Raw genomic sequence first — 20,650 nt, forward strand, 5'->3', positions numbered from 1 at the left:
CGGCTCTCTCTCGATTCGTGTGGTTGACCTTTACCCGACCACCTGTTGAGCCGCATGCGTCCACGGGTTTTTCGGCAGGTGCTTGAGGTTGGCGCAGATCAGGTAGCTCATGACGATCAGGTGGCGGTCGGTGCCGTAGCCTCGGGCCCACGCCTTGGCCGCCTGGATGCGCCCGTTGATCCCTTCGGCAAAACCGTTGCTGAGCCCGGAGCGGAAGTGTTCAAGAATGCCTTCGCGGTGCTTCTTGATGGTCGCGGCGAGCCGCTTGAACGGCGTCAGCCGGCAGCGCCTTGCCCAGTGGATCCACCCATCGAGCAGGATGGTGGCCTGGGCAAGATGGCCGCCCTTGGCGAACACCGCGCGCAGCGCCTGCTTGAGCCGCCACGCGCGTGCCGTCTGCAGGTTCGAGCGTTGCAGCCAGTGCATCTGGTCGATCTGCTTGCGCGTCCAGTTCGCCGCGTCCTTGAGCGTGCCCCAGCGAATGCCCTTCAGACCATCCACCTGCTTGACCTCGGCGCGCCGCACCTGATCCAACGCCTCGTTGGCCAATGCCACCACGTGGAACGGATCGAAGCTGATCTTCGCGTTCGGGCAGTATTCGCGCGTGCCGGCCTGATAGGCCGCGCCAAGATCCAGACTGACGTCGGTGATCGCCGCCGCATCGCCGCCATGCGCGGCCAGGTCGCCGGCGAACGCCTTGAACGTGTCGGCCTTGCGGCCCTGCACGGCGAACAGCAGGCGGCGTGCGGCCAGATCGCAGAACAAAGTGAGGAAGCGTTGTCCCTTGCGCGCACTGCGTTCGTCGGCGCTGACCCGGCGCACGTCCGAAAAGTCCTCGCGCGCCCGAGCGGCTTCGACGTGAAAGTCCAGCACACGCCAGATGCGGTCATCGGACACGCCCAGCAGCGCCGCCACCGCACTCACCGGCATCTGCGTGCACAGCGCGATGACGAAGGCCTCCAGTGTCTCGGTGAAACCCGCGCCAGCGCGCGCCCATGGCACGTCGACCTGGTTCGTTTTCTCGCACTCCCGGCAACCGATGCGTGGCACCTTGGCCTCGATCAGGGCCCGATATTGGAAGAAGTTCAGGTGTTGCCAGCGACGCGGCAGGCGATCGTGAATCGGCTGATCGGCTGCGCCGCACGCCGGGCACGCCAGCCGCTTGGCCGTGCACTCGACCGTGAACACGATGCGTCCGGCGGCCTGCTGAAAGTCGACATGGGCCACGCGCCACGGCGCGGCCAGCCCGAGAGCTTGGGTAAAGAGCGTTTCCATCCGCCAAGCGTGCACTCAGCACCGCATCCGAGGCAAGATCGCCGTCGTGTCAACCACACCAGACGCGAGAGAGCCGGTAATTCCGACATCGCGGATCCCGCCGGGCAGGTTGTCGAGAAACCTTATCGTCACTGCATAGGCTGCAAGCTGGCCGCACTGATCGGCTTCATGCCGGTCAATCCGACAACAGCCGAAAGGCCGGTCAAGCCGGGATCCAGCGCTTTCAAACCATTGAACGTAAAGGCACTGGATTCCTGCCTTCGCAGGAATGACGGGCAAAAAACTGGTTGATCAGACCTTCCCTGATGGCCCTCAATCCCCTTGAGTCGTGATCGACTGGTACACCACCCTGCCACACTCCCACCAACCGATCGGCATGCCCCGCCGCCGGCCGGTCGATGCAATCGTGACACTACAAATCCATGGTCAATTGCGCCTTCGCACCGTTGTCGCGCGATGAACCTGCGATCAGCCCGTCGTAGCCGAACGAGACGTGTACACGTTTGCCGACCGGGAAGCTGGCGCCCAATTCGACCTGCGCCGCATTCCTTGCCATGGGCAAACCCTGTACCGCGAACGCCGTGCCGCCTTGGGCAAACTGCGCCTGCACGGAAGGCCGGCCGAAACCGAACACATGCCGCCAACCCAGCGTGCCGTACCAGTGGGCCACGCCGGCGCCCACCGACCAACGCAAGCCCAGCGTGCCGAAGGTGGCGTGGTCGCTGCCGGACGCCACGTCCAGCGCGGTGGCGCTGCCGTGTTCGTGGACGGTATTGCTGTGCAGGCGAACGTGCGCCAACGCGACATAAGGCTCCACGTAGCGGCGTGCGCTGTACCCGAAGCGGTATCCCGCATCGACGAAAAGCTGGTCCGTACGCGCGTGGCTGTCGCTGTTCAACTGCTGCGGGACCGTGCCCACCGCGAAGGCACGGTTGGTGCCGATGTCGTGCCACGTCGCGGCCAGCCCGTAGCCGAGATCGAGATGGCCCGCCACGCTGCGGCCATAGAGCGCCAGGTGACGATCCTTGAGGTGCGCGGAACCCTGGTCGCCCATCCGGTAGGACGTCTGGCCCAGGCCGGCGGCCACGCCGAGCCGGCTGCCATCGCCCACGTCCGTGTCGACGCCCACCATCCCGCCGCTGCTGTCGGCCTTCGCGCCAGCCAGGCCATTCGAACCGTCCGCATGGTTCCAGTCGCCAAGCGCATGCACCCACCACGTTGTTCCATCCGTATCGCCGACCTGATGCAGGTGCTGCTTCACCGCATCGCGCGATTGCCGGCTGTCGTCCAGCATGACCCGGCGTACGTCCGCATGGATCGTTCCGGTCATGTTCTTGAACGCGAGCGCGGCCTGCCCCGCGCTGGTCAGCTGGCCGAACAACAGCATGCCCAGGGCGCTGTCCGGCGAGACTCCGTCCAGAGCCGCACCGAGCGCCCGCGCCTGCGGCGTATCGCCGACACTGGCGAACGAGGTGGACGAGCGTGTCACACCCACCACCACTTTGCCGTCCTTGTAGGTCACGCCATAACCCATGAAGTCGGTGATGTCGCCTTCGGTGTTGTCGAACTGGCCCTGCACCGTGCCCTTGCCCGTGCTCTGGATCAGGTCGATCTGCGCGCCGGGCGTCAGCGGCTGGTCGCCCAGGTTCTGGATCTCCAGCGTTGTGCCGGGCTGGATGGTGACGTTGCCGGCCACCTCGACGCTGTCCGACTTGCCGCTCGCCGGGTCGATCTGCGCCTCGTAGACCGAACCGGCCTGCATCACCAGGTCGCCCTTCACGTGCAGCGTGCCGGGCGAATTGCCGGGCGCCAGCGTGCCGCCTACCACGATGTCGTTGACCGTGCCGGTACCCTGCAGACGGGCGCCGGGCAGCACATCGATATCACCGCCCAGGCTGCCATTGACACTCAAGGTGCCGCCGCTCACGCCCACGTGGCCGGTATAGCTGCTGCTGTCGCCGGTCAGCTCCGTGAAGCCCGACATGGCCGTGATGCCGCCGCTGCCGGAAATATTCGCCGCGAATACATATTTGTTTTCCTCGGTGCTGGCGGAATGGTCGAAGGTCAGCATGCCGAAGGTCTGGTACGGCGCGTCCAGCTTCAGCGAAGGCGTATCGATCATGCCCGGGGCAAACAAACCAGTGCCACCGCCATCCGGATTGGCGCCGCCGATGACGATGGTTCCCCGCGGCCCGAGATCGATTCCGTCCGCCACCCTGACGGTGGCGCCATCGCGGACGGCCATTCGTACAAAATCGTTGTCGCTGCTCGTACCCAGTTTCAAGGTGCCGTCACCGCTGCCCGAAGACGATGCCGCGATCGACAGCGAGGACCCCGCACCCGAAACGGTGACATCACTTTCGATGGCCTGGTTATCCGGGATCGCCGCGTCGTTGATGCCCGCCGACACGGGGCCATGGAAGGACACTGAGCCACCATCGACAACGGACAGCGTGGAGTAACCCATGTTGCCCAACCGTGCGCCGCCATCGACGGCAAGCGTCGAGCCAGAGCCACTTACCGTGATGTCACTGCTGCCATTGCTCCCCGTCAGGAGTCCTATGCCCGCGGCGTCATGGCCGTGGACTAGTACCGCACCACCGTCGGAAACCGACAATGACCCAAGGCCGGCATTGCCGACCTGCAAGCCGCCGTCGGCAGTGAGTACCGATCCGATACCGCTGACCGTCACCTTGTTCTGGTTACGCGCGAGGTCGCCGACAATCACCCCCATGCCACTGGCATTGCTGCCGTGCACGGTCACCGTTCCGCCACCAGTGACCGTCAACGTGTTCTGCGTTCCTGACAGGGCGACCGACTGCCCACCCACCCGAAGCAGGCCTGCCACGTCGACACTGCCTTTGTCGTCCACGTTGAAGGTGCCGACACCCTCGTCCCCCGTCCCCACCACCAGATCACCCGCCCCGCCGGTTCCCGGATCCGCCGCCACTGTCAGCGCGGATCCGCTGCCCGACACCTCGATCATGCCGGTGCCACCACGGACGTAACCCGTGGGCTTGCCCGCCGGATCGTAGAGTTCGGCCGAGTCCCCCAGATAAACAGTGCCCAGGAAAGACGCCTTGCCGCCATCGAGGATCGATACGGTGCCGGCCCCACCCACGCCCACGTCCAGGCCATGAACGCTGTCCCACGAGGAACCTTCGCCGCTCACCGTGACCACGCCATGGCCATCCAGTTCCGGGAAATTGAAGGCACCATCCGATCGCAAACCGTAACCGACGGAATCGACCCAGGACGTTCCCTGGTCGCCATCCCTCACGTGGCTGGTCAGATGACCGCCCCCGGTGACAGCCAAGCTGCCGTTCAACAGATTGAAACCGCCGGCATAGTTCAGAGTCGACCCCGCACCGTCCACGGTGACCGTGCCCACGCCTTTCGCCACGGCCTTACCGCCATTGCCGTAATAGCCGAAGCCGACCAGCGTCTCGCTGTGTGCCGTGTCCAGGCCAAGGTTCGCCGCGCCGCCCTGCTTCACCATCAGTGAACCGCTGCCGCCGTTGCCGATTTGCGCTCCGGCATCGACCACGAGCGTGGATCCGGCACCGCTCACCGTTACGTCGCCTTCGTTCCCGGCAACGTCACCGAAAACTGCGCCCACACCATTGGTATCGCTGCCGTGCACGGCCATTACACCACCGTCGGCAATCGTCAATGTGCCCTTGGCCTGCCCGCCCACGACGAGCCGCCCCGCCACGTCGACGCTGCCCTTGTCGGCCACGGACAGCGTGCCTTCGCCCTTGTAGCCGACGAACAATCCCGTATTCGCGCCACTGCTGCCTGCAGGAAGCGCGGCAACCGTCAACGACGAGCCATCACCCGATACGTTCACCGTGCCCGTGCCAGCTTGGGTCAGGCCGGTCGACGAACCGCTGGCATAAAGCAGGGCCGCATCACCCAGATAACCCCATCCGGTGAAGGAAGCTTTGCCGCCGCCGAGCACATTGAGTGTGCCGGTGCCGCCGACACCGACATCGAGTGCATTGACGCTGTTCCACGTCGAGCCGGCGCCGGCGATCGTGGCGATCGCCGTACCGTTCAGCTGCTGAAACTGGATGTCGTCGTCGGCCGGCAGGCCGTAGCCGATGGTGTCCAGCCAGGCCGAGCCCTGGTCGCTGCTGCGCACCTGGCTGACCAGTTGCCCGCCATTGCTGACGGTCAGGCTGCCGTCGAGCACGTTCATGCCGCCGGCATAGTTCAGGGCCGAGCCAGCGCCATCCACGGTGATCGTGCCTGTGCCCTTCGCCGCATCCGGGCCGCCCGAACCGTAGTAGCCCAGGCCAACAACCGTTTCGCTGTAGGCGGTCGACAGCCCGATGTTGGCTACACCGCCCTGCTGCACCACCAGCGAACCGCTGCCAAGGTTGCCAACCTGCAAACCCGCATCGATCGTGAACGTGGAGCCGGCGCCGCCCACCGTCACGTCGCCCTCGCTGCCGAGCGCGTTGCCGAAAACCGCACCCATGCCGTTCGCAGCGTCACCATGTACGGCCAGCGTGCCGCCATTGGTGACCGTGAGCACGCCCTTGGACGGATCACCCACCGTGAGTACGCCAGCGACATCGACGCGGCCCTTGTCATCCACGGACAACGTGCCGTCGCCACCTTCGCCCACGATGAGATCGCCATTACCCGATCCGGCAGCAGCCACCACCGCCAGCGCCGAGCCTTCGCCCGAGACCTTGACGGTACCATCGCCCTGCATGCTTCCCACGGGGGTGTTCGTACCCGCTCCGGTGACCGGATCCTGAGTGTAGTCGTACGTCACGATCTCGCGCCCCAGCGCGACCTGCCCGCTGAAGCTCGCCGTCGCACCGTCCAGGATGGACAAGCGCCCCGTGCCGCCATCGCCTACGTCCAGGCTGTTGACGCTCTGCCATGACGAACCCGTGCCCGTGATCGTCGCCGTCCCCTGTCCGTCCAGCGCGTACTCCTGTATCAGGCTGTCCGGACTGGTGGCCACCTGGCCGAGGCCAAGGACGTCGATCCAGTGACCATCGGCCCGCGAATGGCTTTCCAGCCGGCCACCGTCGCTCACGGTCAGCGAACCGTTCAGCAGGTTGAAGCCGCCGGCATAGTTCAGGGTCGAACCGGCACCGCCCACCTCGACCGTGCCCGAACCGCTCGCGGCATCAGGCGACTGGCCGTAATAGCCGTACCCCACCAGGACCTCCGAGTACATCCCGGTCAATGCGAGATTGGCCGTGCCGCCCGCCGTGACCGACAGCGAGCCCGTGCCCTCGCTGCCGATTTGCACACCCTGGTCGACAGTCAACGTCGAGCCCGCGCCGGTAACGGTCACTCCGCCTACGCTGCCCTTGGCCTGGCCGATTATTGCGCCCGAGCCATTCATGTCGTTGCCGTGGACGGCCAGCACGCCTCCGCCCGACAGCACCAGGCTACCCGTGGCCTGATCGCCCACCGTGAGCTGGTCGATATCGACGCTCGATCCGGCCAATACGCTGCCGTGCGGCAGTGTCGTGTCGATGAAGACATGGCTGCCAGCCACCGGCGCCGCGTCCCAATTGGCCACATCGCTCCAGTCCGTGGAGACGGAGCCCCGCCAATGGCTTTCGACAGCCTGCGCAGCGGGCGCAGCCACGCCCATCAACAGACCGATGGCCACCGCCGTGGCCAGTGGACTGCGCACCGTGCGAACACGTGCAGCGGCGCCTTTGGCGCCATCGATCTTTCTGCCAGTCATGATGTTTCCCCTGAAGTGTTTCGATGGACAGACGTCCATGCGTCTGCACGATGCGGACGGAGCGCATGCCCCGCGCAAAGGCCCGTCAGCGTTTCTGCACGGCAAACGTGAGCCGGCCACCCGGCGCCTTGCCTGCGGCTCCCGGCACGTGCAGCAGCATCGCCGTGTAAGACCCCTGGTTCATGCCCGGGATGATCACGGCGCGGTAGACCGTGGTCAGCGCCGGGATCACGCCGAGATCGTCCGAGGTGTACTGGACGACCTGGTTGTCGGGACCGGCGACGAAATGCGCCTCCTCATCCAGCACCTGGCGTCCATCGGCGGACAGCCGCATCTGCGGCTTGCGCGTCCCGTCCGGGTTGAGCAGCAGGAAATGCGCCTGGCCGAGATCGACCGGGTCATAGCCCTTGTTCTGGATCCGGAAGACCAGCACCTCGTTGTCGGTGGTGAGCTGCTGGAAGTCCTTTTCTGCGGCAATCCAATGGGCGGCCTTCGCATCGTCGTGGTCCTCGAGGGCATAGGTACCCCCCAGACGCACCTCGTCGCGCGCCTTCTTCAATTGCACCGGCGTGAGCAGGCGCGATTCGTCGGCGGCAATGGTCAGCGCGTCGAGTGCGTAGCTGCCCGTCATCGTGACGCGGCTGTGGTTGAACCAGCCGTTCTGGCTTTCGTTGCGCGCCGTGAAGCCTTCCACCTTCTTGGTGAAGCCCTGCACGGTCTTCGTGAACTGGCTGGTGTCGCCGCAAGCGGTCAAGGCCAGGGACGAAGCCAGTCCGAATGCCGCCATGACGACCGTAATCCTGTTTGTAGCGCTCATGTATTTCCCCTGCTTTTGCGGTGGCTGCCTCACGGCTGGTTGCCGAATGTGAAAACGACGCTCGCCTGCTCCAGGCCAAGGGATCCAGTCCACCCGGCTCCGAATCGGCGCCGGATGCTTTCTCCTCAGGATCGGGGCAATGCCTTGACGAGGCTCATGCGGTAACGAACGAACTGGGACTCGCCATACTGGCTCGCATTGCTTTTCGGCTTGGAAGTGATGCCGTTCCTTGTCGTGGAGGGGTAGTCGTACCGCTCCCTGGCGACATGAATCTTGCTGATCTTGATGATCCCCGCCTCGCCGGGCTTGAGCAGCCCGGCGTGAACCGCCGCCGTACCGATATCGGACGCCTGCCAATAGAAGCCGTCCCCCCACACGTCGCCGTCATCCCGTCCGACAACGAAAAACAGTCCGTACTGGTTTTCGTCGAGCGGGAGCTCGCGGAACGAGCCGCCGGCATTGGCCGCCTTGTACTGCAGAATCAATGCTCGCTCACTGGCCTGATACTTGTCATGGGCTGCGACATCGGCCTCGAGCTTTTTCAACACCGGGCCATCGCGTTCCATCTGGACAACCCATGTGCCGTTATTGCCGGAGATGGACAACTTCCCGTCCGGCGTCATTTGCCATGAATCGCCCGAGCGGACAGCGAAGTCCACACCATTACCCAGATTGAGGTTACGGGTGAAATTCAGGGTAACGAACCGCCCCGCGGGATCGAGCTTGTAACCGACAGGCACGCTGGCCCGGTATCCCGGCGACTCGAAGTCGTAAAGCACACCGGTGCCGTCTCCGATGTCGTCATCGGTGTCATTGAAAGTCAGCTCGATGCCCAGCTTGTGGTTCTTGCCGGAGGCCCACATCGAACCGTTGTGGAACATCGGGTACCTGGCGGCCCAGGTGCCTTTCATAAGCTCGCTGAGCCGGGCGATGTTGGCGGCGCGATCGCGCGCTTCCTGGTCGGCCTTTTCCCGCGCGGCCTGCGCCTGTGCCTCGGCCGCCTTCTGCGCCTGCTCCTGCGCCTGCTTCTGCTCCTGCGCGAGCTTGGCCTTCAAGTCGTCGTAATCGCTCGAACCCTGCTCGACATAGCTGCCCGGCTGGAACTTGCTCTTCGCCGTACCGTCGATGTCGGGAATGTCGATGCGCTTGATCTGGATGTTCCACGCGTCGTCGCCCTGCGGCGTCGCCACCGTGATCAGGACACCCTTGATGTCGTCGCCCCGGGAATAGATCTTCTTGACGACATCCTCTTCGCCCAGATGACCGACAACCTTGTAGATGTCGTCGGTGAATTCCAGCTCGATATTGGAGCGTGTCTCGTAGCGTGGCTCGACCCTGGTACCTTCGTTCTGGGCGACCTGGATATCGACGTCGCTCGCCTTCAAACCATCGGGAAGCTTGAGCGTGAGGACTTTCGCGATCTGGCTTTCCGAGGGTCCGTCACTGTGCGAGCAGGCGGTCACCGCAAGAAGCGGGAGTGCGGCAAACGCAAACCCCGCCACAAGGCGAAGTCGCGTGGCTTTGAAACGTGTTTTCATCTTTCGATCCCCTGTTCGAAATCTGCACGGCATCAGGCCGATGAAAGGCCGGACGGCTCCAGCACAAACGTCCGCCACCCGGCTGCCCCCAAAGCCATGAACTCCGTGCAACCGCTCTTTCGAGGCCGACCGAAGACCCGAAACGAGCCGTGCTGCTGCCCTTGTCTGTTGTCCTATCTGGCGCAACGCGGCTAGGATTCGGCTCAAGGGGTGGACCAGAACGCAACGGGGGAAGCGTGACGTCCAGTGACAAGACGCCGCCATTGACCGAATGGCTGCACGAATGGCAGCAATCCGGCAACGACCGGCTCGACGACCGGCTGCTGGAAGTGCTCTATGACGAACTGCGCCGCGTGGCCGTGCAGCGACTGGCGCACGAGTCGCAGGCCGCCATCACGCCCACCGAGCTGGTGCACGAGACCTGGCTGAGGCTGAAACCTCCGAACACCCCGATCGTCGACCGCAACAGCTTCCTTCGCATCGCCTCGGTGGCGATGCGCCATCTGCTGGTCGACCAGGCACGCGAACGGCTTTCGCAGAAGCGGTATGGCGTGATGCAAACGCTTACCGTGTCGCTGGCGGAAAACGGCGCGCAACAACGTGCGCTCGACGACACCCAGCTGCTGGATCTTGACCGCGCTCTCGACGCCCTGGCCTCCGGCCATCCCCGCGTCGCCGAGGCGGTGGTGCTGCGCGCCTTCGCGGGTCTGGACCTGCACGAACTGGCCGGCGCGCTGTGCATCAGCCTGGCCACCGCCAAGCGCGACCTCGCCTTCGGCCGCGCCTGGCTCGCCGCCACCTTGAGGGAGCCCACCTGATGGACATCGACCCCGCCGAACTGGAACGACGCTTCTCCGAACTGGCCGAAGCGAACCACCAACAGCGCGCCGAGGCCCTGCGCGCCCTGCAGGCCGACTCGCCGGAACTGGCCCGGCGCCTGGCCCTGCTGCTCGATGCACACGAAGCCACCCGCAATCCGCTGGACCAGTTGCACGGCGAGGCCCTGCGCCACTTCGCCAGCTTCACCCCCGAAGCGCTGATCGGCCGGCAGATGGGCGACTGGACCCTCGTGCGCACGATCGGCCACGGCGGCATGGGCGTGGTCTACGAGGCGCACAGCGAGCGCGACGGCATCGCCCAGGGAGCCGCGATCAAGCTGCTCGCCGCGCCGCTGTTCAACCGCCGCGCCACCGAACACTTCGTGCAGGAAGCGCGCGTGCTGGCGCGACTCGATCATCCCGGCATCTGCCGCCTGCGCGACTGGGGCCACTCGCCGGAAGGTTGGCCGTACCTGGTACTCGACCTGGTGCGCGGCGAACCGCTGCCCGCCGACGGCGGTGGCCGCTCGCTGCGCGAGCGGCTGACGATCATGGCGCGGATCGCCGACGCGGTGGCCGCAGCGCACCGCCAACTGGTGGCGCACCTCGACCTGAAACCCGCCAACGTGCTGATGACCGCCGACCGCGGCCCGGTGCTGCTGGACTTCGGCATCTCGCGCGTGCTCAACGAGAACGACGGCGCCGGCGGCACGCTGACCCGCTGGCTGACCCCGGCCTACGCCAGCCCCGAGCAACTGCGCGGCGAGCCGGTCTCGGCCGCCACCGATCTCTACGCGCTCGGCGTGATGCTCTACGAGCAGGCCACCGGCAAGCCGCCGTTCGACTTCGGCAATGCCTCCCTCACCGAATCGCTGCGCCGCATCGAGCAGGGCGCCGTGCCGCCGGGCAAGGCTGGCACTGGACTCCCACGCGATCTCGACGCGATCTGCGCCCGCGCCATGCACCCCGATCCGCAGCGCCGCTACGCCAGCGCCGACGCCTTCGCCGACGACCTGCGCGCGCTGATCGAACGGCGCCCGGTCAGCGCGCGGCCCGACAGCTGGGGCTATCGCCTGTCGCGCACGCTGGCGCGGCACCCGGTCGCCTTGCCCGCCGGCGTGCTGGCTGCCGCCGCGGTCATCACCCTCGCCGTGCTGCTGGCGTTCCAGGCCAGCGATCTCAGGAAGCAGCGCGATCGTTCGACGGCCGACGCGCAGCGCGCCAACGCGGCGACGCAACTGCTACTGAACTCGATCCAGGCGGCCGATCCCACCGGTGCGGCCGGCCCGCACGCCACCGTAGCCGACGTTCTCGCCGCAGCGGAAAAACGCATCGGTACCGAGTTGGCGGACCAACCCCACGCGCGTGCGCAGTCGCTGCTCCAGGTAGCCAACGTGCACCGCAGCCTGGACGACAACAAGCAAGCCGTACCGCTATACCAGGCGGCGCTGAAAGCGCTGGAACAAGCCGGGTCGCCCGATCAGGCATTGCGCGTAAAAATCGTGTCCGGGCTGGCCGGTTCGCTGCGAAAACTCAACCGCCTGGACGAGGCCGTCGCATTGCTCGACGCAGAGATGGCCCGCGACAAGCCCAACGAGTATTGGCAACTGCTCCTGCCGCTGGGCACCACCCGCATCGCGCAAGGAAAGAAGGACGAGGGCGTAAACGATCTCAAGCATGCCCTGCGCCTTGCGCCCCGGAACGACGCGAGTCGCGCCAGCATGCTGACGGATATCGGCTATGCAATGACCATGAGTGGCGATTACCCGAGTGCGGCGACGTGGTACGCGCGGGCCGTGCAAGCCGCACAGACGCTGAAGCCGGTCAACCGGGAAAGCGTGGCCAATACGCTGATGAACCTGGCCGATGCCCAGTCAAAGACCGGCCACGTCAAGGAGGCCCTCGCCAACCAGCAGCGTGCGCTGGACATGCGCATCGCCATGTTCGGCGAGCACAACGCCAACACCATCGTAAGCTACGTCAGCCTGGCGTTCACCCAGATCGAGGCGGGCCAGTGGGACACGGCCATCGCCAACGCGCGGCACGCCGCCACGCTCGAACAAGCGCTGTCCGGCGGCCAGAGCAGGCGCATGATCAACATATGGAACGCCATCGGCCTGGCCGCCGACCGCAAGGGTGATCGCACCACTGCCAGGGAAGGCTTTTCCAACGCGCTCAAGATCGCGGAAAAGCTGCTTCCGCCCAACCATCCCTTGCTGGCCAACCTGAACAACAACATCGCCGACACCCTGATGGCGCAAGGCGACTACCAGGCCAGCCTGGCGCCGCTGCAACGCTCCTTCGACGTGTACCACGCCATCGCCCACGGCCAGCCGTCGCGCGGCGAGGCCATCGCCAGCGCCAACATGGCCGAATCGCTGCGCAACCTCGGCCGCACGAAGGAAGCGGTGCACTGGGGTGCACAGGCGGTGCAGGAGGCCGACAAGGTGCTGACGCCCAGGCAATGGATGCTCGGCAACATCCACCAGGTCTACGCCGAGGCGCTGCTCGCCGACGGTTCCCGCGACGAGGCGGAGCAGCAGGCGCTCCGCGTCGAAAAGATCTTCGCCGCATCGAGCGTGAAAGTGCCCCGGCAGATCGTCGAGGAAAACCTGCGCTTCCTCATCGGCATCTACAAAAAGAAGGGCGATGGCAAGGCTTTGGCTGCCTATCGCCAGAAGCTGACCACGTTGACGGCTGCCAGGCACTGACCCCGCCGGCATCGCTGGGCGCCATCCGTCTCGCCGAACTGGCCGGAAGGTCTGCGGCGGCAACCGCCACGCGGTGACGCTGCAGTAGCCGCTCCTGCGCCGGCAAGACGGGGCGTACATGTACAGGGTGAGATCTCATGTACGATCGGTGGTCGACGACAACAAGTCGGCCTGCACCACTTTCAACTCGCGCTGCGGCAGCGGGATGCTGATGCCCTTGTCGTCGAAGCGCTTCTTGATCGCGCCCAGCAGATCGGTCTGCACCGTCCAGAAATCCGCGGTGAGCGTCCATGCGCGCACCAGCAGGTCGACCGAACTCTCGCCCAGCCCATGGGTCCAGACGATCGGCTCCGGATCCTTAAGCACCCGGGCATCGGCTGCCAGCAGCTGGTGAATCTCGGCCATGGCGGCGTCGATGTCGTCCTTGTAGCCAATGCGCACATCGAGCTGGAAACGGCGCTTGCCGCGACGGTTGTAGTTGGTGATCACATCGCTGCCGACCTTGCCGTTCGGCACCACCGACTCGCGGCCGTCCGGCAGCAGCAATTGCGTGTGCATCAGATTGATGCTTTCCACCGTGCCATCGACACCCGCGACGGTAACGAAATCGCCCACCCGGAACGGGCGGAACATGATCAGCAGCACGCCCCAGGCCAGGTTGCTCAGCGAGCCTTGCAGCGCCAGGCCAATAGCCAGGCCCGCGGTACCCAGCGCCGCCACCATCGGCGCCGATGGCACGCCGATCACGCCCAGCGCCATCACCACCAGCACGGCGATCAATACGCCGAACAGCAGGTTGCGCAGGAAGCCGATCAGGGTGGTGTCGATCTTCGCCCGGCCCAGCGCACGCGCGGAGAAATTCACGATTCGCCGCACCACCCACGTACCGACCACCAGCAGCACCAGCGCGCCCAGCACTTTCAGGCCGACGCGCGTGAGCGTGTCCACGTTGACATAGTCGGAGAGAGAGGGAATCGCGGCGTGGCTGGCGGCGACTTCATGGGGCTGGAAAAGCATGGGGATCAGGCTCCGGCTGGAAAATCGGCCACAAGCCTAACAGCGCTGGCGAAAAGGTTCGGTGTATCCCGGGCATGCGTGGATGGCCCCGGTCGACATCCGCCGCGAAGGCGCCGATCACCTGCACCCCAGGCCTGCAGGCAAAAGAAGCCGCACCAGGCGTTGCGCCTGATGCGACATGCCGTGCGCGGCTAGGGGGGTACGCACGGTTGGGGAGTCACGCTGGAATCAGCGTATGGCGACTTGCCTTGCCTGGTTTTCATGCTCCGTATTCGTGTGTTTCAGCAATTGCAGCGCGGAGCCATCCGCCAGGCGGAAGCTGAATTGCTGCTGCAACTTGTCCAGTGATTCCAGTCGCGGACAAACGGCCTTGGCACGCGCCTCGAGTTGATCCGAGCGCTGGTCCATGGCCTTGTCGATCGATTGGTCGATTGCATCGGCACGTGCCTCGACATCGCTGGCGTGGCCGGTCAACACCGCCCACAGCACGCTACGGGTAATCGAGTGCGCCATGTCGTTGGCGGCCTCGGTCACCGGCTGCTCGATGGCCGAGCCGAAACCCTGCTGATCCCAACGCTGCGCGTTGATGTGCGCATCCAGCGCACGCAAGGCTTCGCGGCGCTGGTGGTTGAGCCGATCCACCAGTGCATCACGATGATGCTGGCTGCCGCCCAGTGTCGCCGCCACCGTGGACAACGCGTCGAACGCCATGCCGATCGCCTCGTTGGCAATGCCGGCCATCTGTGGCAGCAGGTCGCGCATATCGCTTTCGTAGGCGCGCAAGCGGGCCGCATCCGCAGGAGACACGGCCACCGCCTTGCCGTTCACCCGCAACTGGCCGTTGTGCATGAACACGTCGGAGGGATGGCCATCGCCACTGCGATGAAAGTCGATGCCATCCGGCTTCGCCTGCACGTCGTAGGCACTGCTGTAACCACAGTGTTCGTTGTCGACATGCAGGTCGCGGGCCGACGCCTGGGCCATCGCTGCCACACCCAGCGATACGGCCAAAATCATCCATCGTTTGCGCATGTTCGTTTCCCCGTGAACACGGACGGTCATCGTCCGAACCCGGCTTGGATGCCGCTCCATGCCGTAAAGGTTTAACCGGATCCGCCTTGCAGGCATGGGCCATGCGTCATCCCGTGCTGTTGGTCATGCTGTCGTGACCATGCCATCCGACACACGCAGCTCAATGGCAGAAACGTGGTCACACGCCAGGAGCGTGGGCGGTAGAAACTTTCGAGGCGAAAAAGTGGCTGCGTGAGGACAGATTTTCGACGATTCGCCGGCCCATAGTGGTTCTATGGGCCAAGAAGCGACGGACATATGGACCACGCAGCCACTTTTGCAGCCCGGAAGATTTCTGCCGCCCACGCTCCTAGGCAAGCCGCCACGGGCGAGCTAAGTTGCCAGGATCGACCGTCGTTCGTGGAGCAGCACATGCCCGATTCCACCGATGTCATCGTCGTCGGCGCCGGCCTGGCCGGACTGGTTGCCGCCACCGAGCTGACCAATGCCGGCCGCCACGTGCGCGTGCTGGAGCAGGAGCCGGAACAGAGCCTGGGCGGCCAGGCGTTCTGGTCGTTCGGCGGCCTGTTCTTCGTCGACTCGCCGGAGCAGCGGCGCATGGGCGTGCATGATTCGCATGCACTGGCGCTGGCCGACTGGATGGGCACCGCTGCGTTCGATCGGCCCGAGGATCACTGGCCGCGACGCTGGGCCGAGGCCTATGTGGATTTCGCCGCCGGCGAGAAACGCGCCTGGCTGCACGCCATGGGCATGCGCTGGTTTCCAGTGGTGGGCTGGGCCGAGCGCGGCGGCTATGGCGCGATCGGCCACGGCAACTCGGTGCCGCGCTTCCACGTCACCTGGGGCACCGGGCCGGGCGTGCTCGAACCGTTTGTGCGCCGCGCCGGCGAAGCCGTGGCCAAAGGTTTGCTGCGTTTCGACTTCCGCCATCGCGTGGACGAGCTGATCGTGGAAAACGGCGCCGTCGTCGGCGTGCGCGGCACGCGCCTGGTCGACGATGCCGCGGCACGCGGCAAGCCCAGCTCACGCGCGGCAGCGGGCGATTTCGAACAACGCGCGCAGGCGGTGATCGTGGCTTCCGGCGGCATCGGCGGGAACCAGGCACTGGTGCGCCAGAACTGGCCGGCACGGCTCGGCACGCCACCGGCGCACATGCTTTGCGGCGTACCCGCGCACGTGGATGGCCGCATGCTCGGCATCAGCGAAACCGCCGGCGCGCACCTGATCAACCGCGACCGCATGTGGCACTACGTGGAAGGCATCGAGAACTGGGACCCGATCTGGCCGATGCACGCCATCCGCATCCTGCCCGGGCCGTCGTCGCTATGGTTCGACGCCACCGGCAAGCGTCTGCCCGGGCCGCTGTGGCCGGGTTTCGACACGCTGGGCACGCTGGAATACCTGCGCCATACCGGCCACGACTACAGCTGGTTCGTGCTCGATCAGTCGATCATTCGGCGCGAATTTGCGCTGTCCGGTTCGGAGCAGAATCCCGACCTTACCGGCAAAAGCTGGCGCCAGGTGGCGAAGCGCGCAATCGGCAAGCACGCGCCGGCACCGGTGGAGGCGTTCAAGCAGCACGGTCGCGACTTCGTCGTGCGCGACACGCTGGAGGAACTGGTGGCCGGCATGAATGCACTGGCCGGCAACGCACTGCTGGATGCGGCGCAACTGCGCCGCGAAATCGAGGCGCGCGACCGGCAGTTCGACAACCCCTACAGCAAGGACAGCCAGGTCATGGCGATCCACAATGCGCGGCGCTACCGCGGTGATCGACTGGTGCGCGTGGCCAAGCCGCACCGCCTGCTTGATCCCTCGCATGGACCGCTGATCGCGGTGCGCCTGAACATCCTCACCCGCAAGACCCTGGGCGGCCTCGAAACCGACCTGCAGGCCCGCGTGCTGGGCCACGACGGCCAGCCGCTGCCTGGCCTGTACGCCGCCGGCGAAGCGGCCGGTTTCGGGGGCGGTGGCCTGCACGGTTATCGCTCGCTGGAGGGCAGCTTCCTCGGCGGTTGCCTGTTTTCCGGGCGCATCGCCGGGCGCGCCGCTGCGGCCGCCGTGGCATGAGCGAGAGCCGCTTGCCACGCATGGCCATCCACGGCGCCGGCCTGGTCGGCTGCTATCTGGGCGGACGTCTGCACGGCCACGCCGCCGTGCGACTGATCTGCCGGCCGTACATGATCACCGTGCTCAACGAGCACGGTCTCGGCACCAGTGACTTCCGCGGCCATCAGCGGCATGTCGCCGTCGACTCGCTGGACCTGCGCACGCATGCCAGTGCCGCCGTCGATGCCGAGCTGGTGCTGGTGACGGTGAAGTCCGCCGCCACGGCGGAAGTGGCGGAGAAGCTGGCCGGCGTGCTCGCACCCGGTGCCGTGGTCATCAGCTTCCAGAACGGACTGCACAACGCGCAGCAACTGCGCGCGGCGCTGCCGGCGCATACCGTGCTGGCCGGCATGGTGCCATTCAACGTGGTGCAAACTTCGCCCGGCGTATTCCACCAGGCCTCATCCGGCGCATTGATGGTGGAGGACTCGCCCGCGCTGGCACCATTCATGGAGGCCTTCGCCAGCGCCGGCCTGCCGCTGCAACCGCGCAGCGACATGCCCGCCGTGCAATGGGCCAAGCTGCTGCTCAACCTCAACAACGCGCTGAACGCGTTGAGCGGCTTGCCGTTGCGCGAAGAACTGTCGCAACGCGCATGGCGGCGTTGCCTGGCACTGGCCCAGCGCGAGGCACTGCACGTACTCGATGCCGCGAAGATTCGCCCGGCGCGACTTACGCCGTTGCCGCCCGGCTGGTTGCCGCGCGTGCTGGAATGGCCCGACCTGCTGTTCCGCCGCGTCGCCACCACGATGCTGGCAATCGACCCGCTGGCGCGCTCCTCCACCTGGGAGGATTTGCAGACGGGTCGGCGTACCGAAGTGGACTACATCAACGGCGAAGTGGTGAAACTGGCCGAGGCACACGGCCTGCGTGCCCCGGTCAACGCGCGCCTGGTCGACTTGATCCGCGAAGCGGAGCAGCAGCCGCGACACTGGCTTGGCGAAGCCTTGCTGGCGGAGTTGCGCAACGCCTGTTGACGCCAACGCCCTCCGCCTCATCGGCGACGTCGGTTCAGGACCGGCGTTCGTCGATATCGGTCACCAGGCCATCGACGATGGTCACCACGATCACGTGACCGTCGCGCCGATACTGCCAGCGCTGGCCGCCCGAGCTGCTGCGGCCTCTCGTTCCCCGGCGATGACGACCTCGCGAGCTGCCGCGATGCGCGCGATACGACGGGCGCCCCAGCAATTCCTGCACGTGCGCCGCGGTATCGCCCACCATCAGCAATCGATTGCCCACGCGCAAGCTGTCGGAGGCCTGCGCCACGCCGGCACAAGCGATCCACGCGAACCCGAAAAGCACGAACACCCACATACGATGAGGCATGACGTCTCCCTGTCTGTCGTTGCACAAGCCCGGCACGCCGCCGAGCGGATCCTGGACTGCCAGGAGCGTGGGCGGCAGAAATCTTCCGGGCTGCAAAAGTGTCTGCGTGGTCCATGTGTGACCAGCTTCGCTGTTATGAAGCGCTTCGTCGCTTCCTGGCCCATAGAACCACTATGGGCCGGCGAATCGTCGAAGCGCTTCATAACAGCGAAGCTGGTCAAATCTGTCCTCACGCAGCCACTTTTTCGCCTCGAAAGTTTCTACCGCCCAAGCTCCTAGAACCCCGCGCCTGGTTGCGCGAGATAGTGCAGTTCCTCCTCCGTGCTCGGTCGACCCAGCACGGCGTTGCGATGTGGAAAGCGGCCGAAGCGCGCGATCACTTCGCGATGACGCCGAGCATAGTTCAGCGAACTTCGGAAACGGGGGCGCTCCGCCGGCGTCACCTCCGCGTACAAGGCCTCGAACAACGCCACCGAACGCTGCTGCAGGCCTTCATTTTCAGCATGTTCCAGCGGCATGTAGGCAAACCCGCGCTGCAGCGGCGGAAGCTGGCGGTCGAAACCTTCGGCAATGCCCGACAAGGCAAGCCGCTGCGCACTGACGTCCTGCGCCCACGCGCGCGGGTCATCCCGATACAGGTTGCGCGGAAACTGATCGAGCAGGATCAGCAGTGCCAGCCAGCCGCGCGGCGTGTCCGCCCATGCATCGAGGCGACCTTCCGCGGCGGCCTGCACCTCGGCGCCGAAGCGGGCCCGAATCTGTTCGTCAAAGGCGGCACTCTTGGCAAACCAGCGTTTGGCCTGCTTGTCGGCGAACCAGAAATCCAGCAACGCGTCGGCGCGGGACGGTGTCGTGGACATGCTGAAGCCTCCTCGTGGCATCCGGACACCCGGGCACGATAACAGGCCTTCAGTAGCCCACCGCGCGGGCCAGGCTGCGCATGTCGCGATGCAGGGCATCCAGTCGCGGACGCTGTCGATGCAGCAGGGGTGCCGCATCGGTCGACGCCGTGGCCAGCGCCTGCTCGAAGCTGCGCAACAAGGCCGCTTCGTCGCGGGCCAGCAGGCGAATCCACAACACGTCGCTGCGCGGTATCGCGCGCCAGCGCCAGGCGTCGATGCGCGATTGCACTGCGTCCATCCAGTGTGCCTTTGGAGCCTGCGCAGCCACCGGCTCGCGGCCCTGCGCACGCCATTCGGCAATCAGCTGATCGAGCAGTTCCGCGTTTTCCAGCAGCACGCTGCGCAGACCCGGTTCGTCCACGGTGATGGCCGCACGACGATACGCCGCACGCAGGTGAAGACTGCGACGGATCATGCTGCGCCAAGGGTGTCGCGATACAGCGTGTCGCGATACGGGATGTTGCGATACGGGCGACACGGGGCCGCCTCCTGTCCATGGGGAACTGGTGGCCAGTTTCGAACCCGGCCACTTAGCGCAGGGTTAACCCGCCCCGCGCGTGGGCAAAGCACTCAGAATCCGTTCAAGGTTGGGCGACTCAATGACCTACCTCAAGCAGGTCCAGCGACCGCCCCTGATCGTCGCGGATCCCCTGCTGCAGCGAGGCCAGGCGCTGGATGTCCGGGCACAAGGCCTCGATCCGCGGGCGCAACACCTGCATGCGTTGCTGCAGGCGGGCCGGCCATGTGTTGGCCAGGTTGCTGGCGCGGTCGCGCAGGGCGGCGGCACCCTGCAGGTCGCCACTCATGGCCGCGGTCAGCGCCTGCTGCCCAAGATCGGCCGCCAGCAGCGGCACGATGTCGCTGGCCAGGCGCTGGGCATACTGGTTGGCGGCGGTACCGTGCCAGTCGTGGGTGCTCTGGCTGGCCGCGATGCGCTGTTTGAGGTCGGCCGCATCCGCCGCCAGCCGGCGATCCAGTTCGGCACGCGTATCGGCGCCCAGGTTCAATCCGCCCGCTTCGCTGCGGATGGCCTGCACCGCGACGTCCACGCCCTGGTCGGCCACGGCCTTCACCCGTGGCACCAGCGCACGAAGGTTGCGTTCGAACAGGCTCAGCCGATCCTGGTTTTCGTCATTCAGCGCCACCGCTTGGCCATCAACCCGCAGCGTGCCGTCCTCCAGCAGCACCCGTCGCGGTGCCGGGGCGGGCCGGTCGAACAGCAGGCTGTTCGCCTGCACGGTGAGGTCGTAGCTGCTGCTGGCGTGGCAGGTCGCCGCCAGCTGTTGCGCATGGACACTGGTCGCGGCAGCGAACAATCCGAACAGGATGAGGGGCAGATGACGCATGACGGGTTTCCGGCGGATTCCAGCGCACAGCGAT

14 protein-coding genes are annotated in these 20,650 nt (G+C 65.9%); 4 read left to right on the forward strand and 10 right to left on the reverse strand.

Features of this window, described 5'->3' with window-relative positions; all coding sequences use genetic code 11:
- Positions 1–30 precede the first annotated feature (30 nt).
- From BMY90_RS05550 to BMY90_RS05565, 4 genes are all read right to left on the reverse strand, one after another.
- A complete protein-coding gene (locus tag BMY90_RS05550; protein WP_092702359.1) occupies positions 31–1,275 on the reverse strand; it encodes an ISL3 family transposase in 1,245 nt (414 codons plus the stop codon).
- 412 nt (positions 1,276–1,687) lie between these two features.
- Complete coding sequence (locus BMY90_RS05555) at positions 1,688–6,997, reverse strand: autotransporter domain-containing protein (protein WP_175481500.1); 5,310 nt, start codon at positions 6,995–6,997, stop codon at positions 1,688–1,690.
- Between the two features lie 85 nt (positions 6,998–7,082).
- The gene (locus BMY90_RS05560) at positions 7,083–7,847 is read right to left on the reverse strand and encodes a hypothetical protein (RefSeq protein ID WP_139201695.1); all 765 of its coding nucleotides are present in this window, start codon (positions 7,845–7,847) and stop codon (positions 7,083–7,085) included.
- A gap of 92 nt (positions 7,848–7,939) precedes the next feature.
- Positions 7,940–9,352, reverse strand: a complete 1,413-nt coding sequence (locus BMY90_RS05565; protein ID WP_139201696.1) for an LCCL domain-containing protein — start codon at positions 9,350–9,352, stop codon at positions 7,940–7,942.
- Between the two features lie 236 nt (positions 9,353–9,588).
- Between BMY90_RS05565 and BMY90_RS05570 the strand changes: the two genes are divergently transcribed.
- On the forward strand, positions 9,589–10,170 hold the full coding sequence (locus BMY90_RS05570) for an ECF-type sigma factor (protein ID WP_175481501.1): 582 nt from the start codon (positions 9,589–9,591) through the stop codon (positions 10,168–10,170).
- Complete coding sequence (locus BMY90_RS05575) at positions 10,170–12,881, forward strand: tetratricopeptide repeat protein (protein ID WP_092702367.1); 2,712 nt, start codon at positions 10,170–10,172, stop codon at positions 12,879–12,881. The genes BMY90_RS05570 and BMY90_RS05575 overlap by 1 nt, the downstream gene beginning before the upstream one ends.
- A gap of 135 nt (positions 12,882–13,016) precedes the next feature.
- On the opposite strand, the gene BMY90_RS05580 is transcribed toward BMY90_RS05575, so the two are convergent.
- A complete protein-coding gene (locus BMY90_RS05580) occupies positions 13,017–13,898 on the reverse strand; it encodes a mechanosensitive ion channel family protein (protein WP_092702369.1) in 882 nt (293 codons plus the stop codon).
- Between the two features lie 228 nt (positions 13,899–14,126).
- Positions 14,127–14,930, reverse strand: coding sequence for a DUF2884 family protein (locus tag BMY90_RS05585; protein WP_175481502.1), 804 nt, complete (start codon positions 14,928–14,930; stop codon positions 14,127–14,129).
- Between the two features lie 411 nt (positions 14,931–15,341).
- Here BMY90_RS05585 and BMY90_RS05590 point away from each other — a divergent pair, with 411 nt between their 5' ends.
- Together BMY90_RS05590 and BMY90_RS05595 are read left to right on the forward strand one after the other, a co-directional pair.
- Positions 15,342–17,000, forward strand: a complete 1,659-nt coding sequence (locus BMY90_RS05590) for an FAD-binding dehydrogenase (RefSeq protein WP_092702373.1) — start codon at positions 15,342–15,344, stop codon at positions 16,998–17,000.
- Positions 16,997–18,016 carry a 2-dehydropantoate 2-reductase gene (locus BMY90_RS05595; protein WP_245734936.1) on the forward strand — a complete coding sequence of 340 codons (1,020 nt, stop codon included), beginning with the start codon at positions 16,997–16,999 and terminating at the stop codon, positions 18,014–18,016. The genes BMY90_RS05590 and BMY90_RS05595 overlap by 4 nt, the downstream gene beginning before the upstream one ends.
- Before the next feature lie 34 nt (positions 18,017–18,050).
- Here the strand turns inward: BMY90_RS05595 and BMY90_RS05600 are convergent, their stop codons facing one another.
- The 4 genes from BMY90_RS05600 to BMY90_RS05615 all read right to left on the reverse strand — a co-directional run bounded on the left by BMY90_RS05600 (position 18,051) and on the right by BMY90_RS05615 (position 20,616).
- Positions 18,051–18,368: a DUF2845 domain-containing protein gene (locus BMY90_RS05600; protein WP_037097875.1), complete on the reverse strand. Its 318-nt coding sequence runs from the start codon at positions 18,366–18,368 to the stop codon at positions 18,051–18,053.
- Positions 18,369–18,643: 275 nt separating this feature from the next.
- On the reverse strand, positions 18,644–19,228 hold the full coding sequence (locus BMY90_RS05605) for a DUF924 family protein (protein WP_008210037.1): 585 nt from the start codon (positions 19,226–19,228) through the stop codon (positions 18,644–18,646).
- A gap of 49 nt (positions 19,229–19,277) precedes the next feature.
- Entirely contained in the window at positions 19,278–19,685 is a 408-nt protein-coding gene (locus BMY90_RS05610; RefSeq protein WP_008210040.1) for a hypothetical protein, read from the reverse strand.
- A 181-nt stretch (positions 19,686–19,866) separates the two neighbouring features.
- On the reverse strand, positions 19,867–20,616 hold the full coding sequence (locus BMY90_RS05615; RefSeq protein WP_008210042.1) for a DUF2884 family protein: 750 nt from the start codon (positions 20,614–20,616) through the stop codon (positions 19,867–19,869).
- Positions 20,617–20,650: the final 34 nt, after the last annotated feature.

The sequence above is a fragment of the Rhodanobacter glycinis genome (genome assembly GCF_900114325.1).
Taxonomy (GTDB): Bacteria; Pseudomonadota; Gammaproteobacteria; order Xanthomonadales; family Rhodanobacteraceae; genus Rhodanobacter_A; species Rhodanobacter_A glycinis.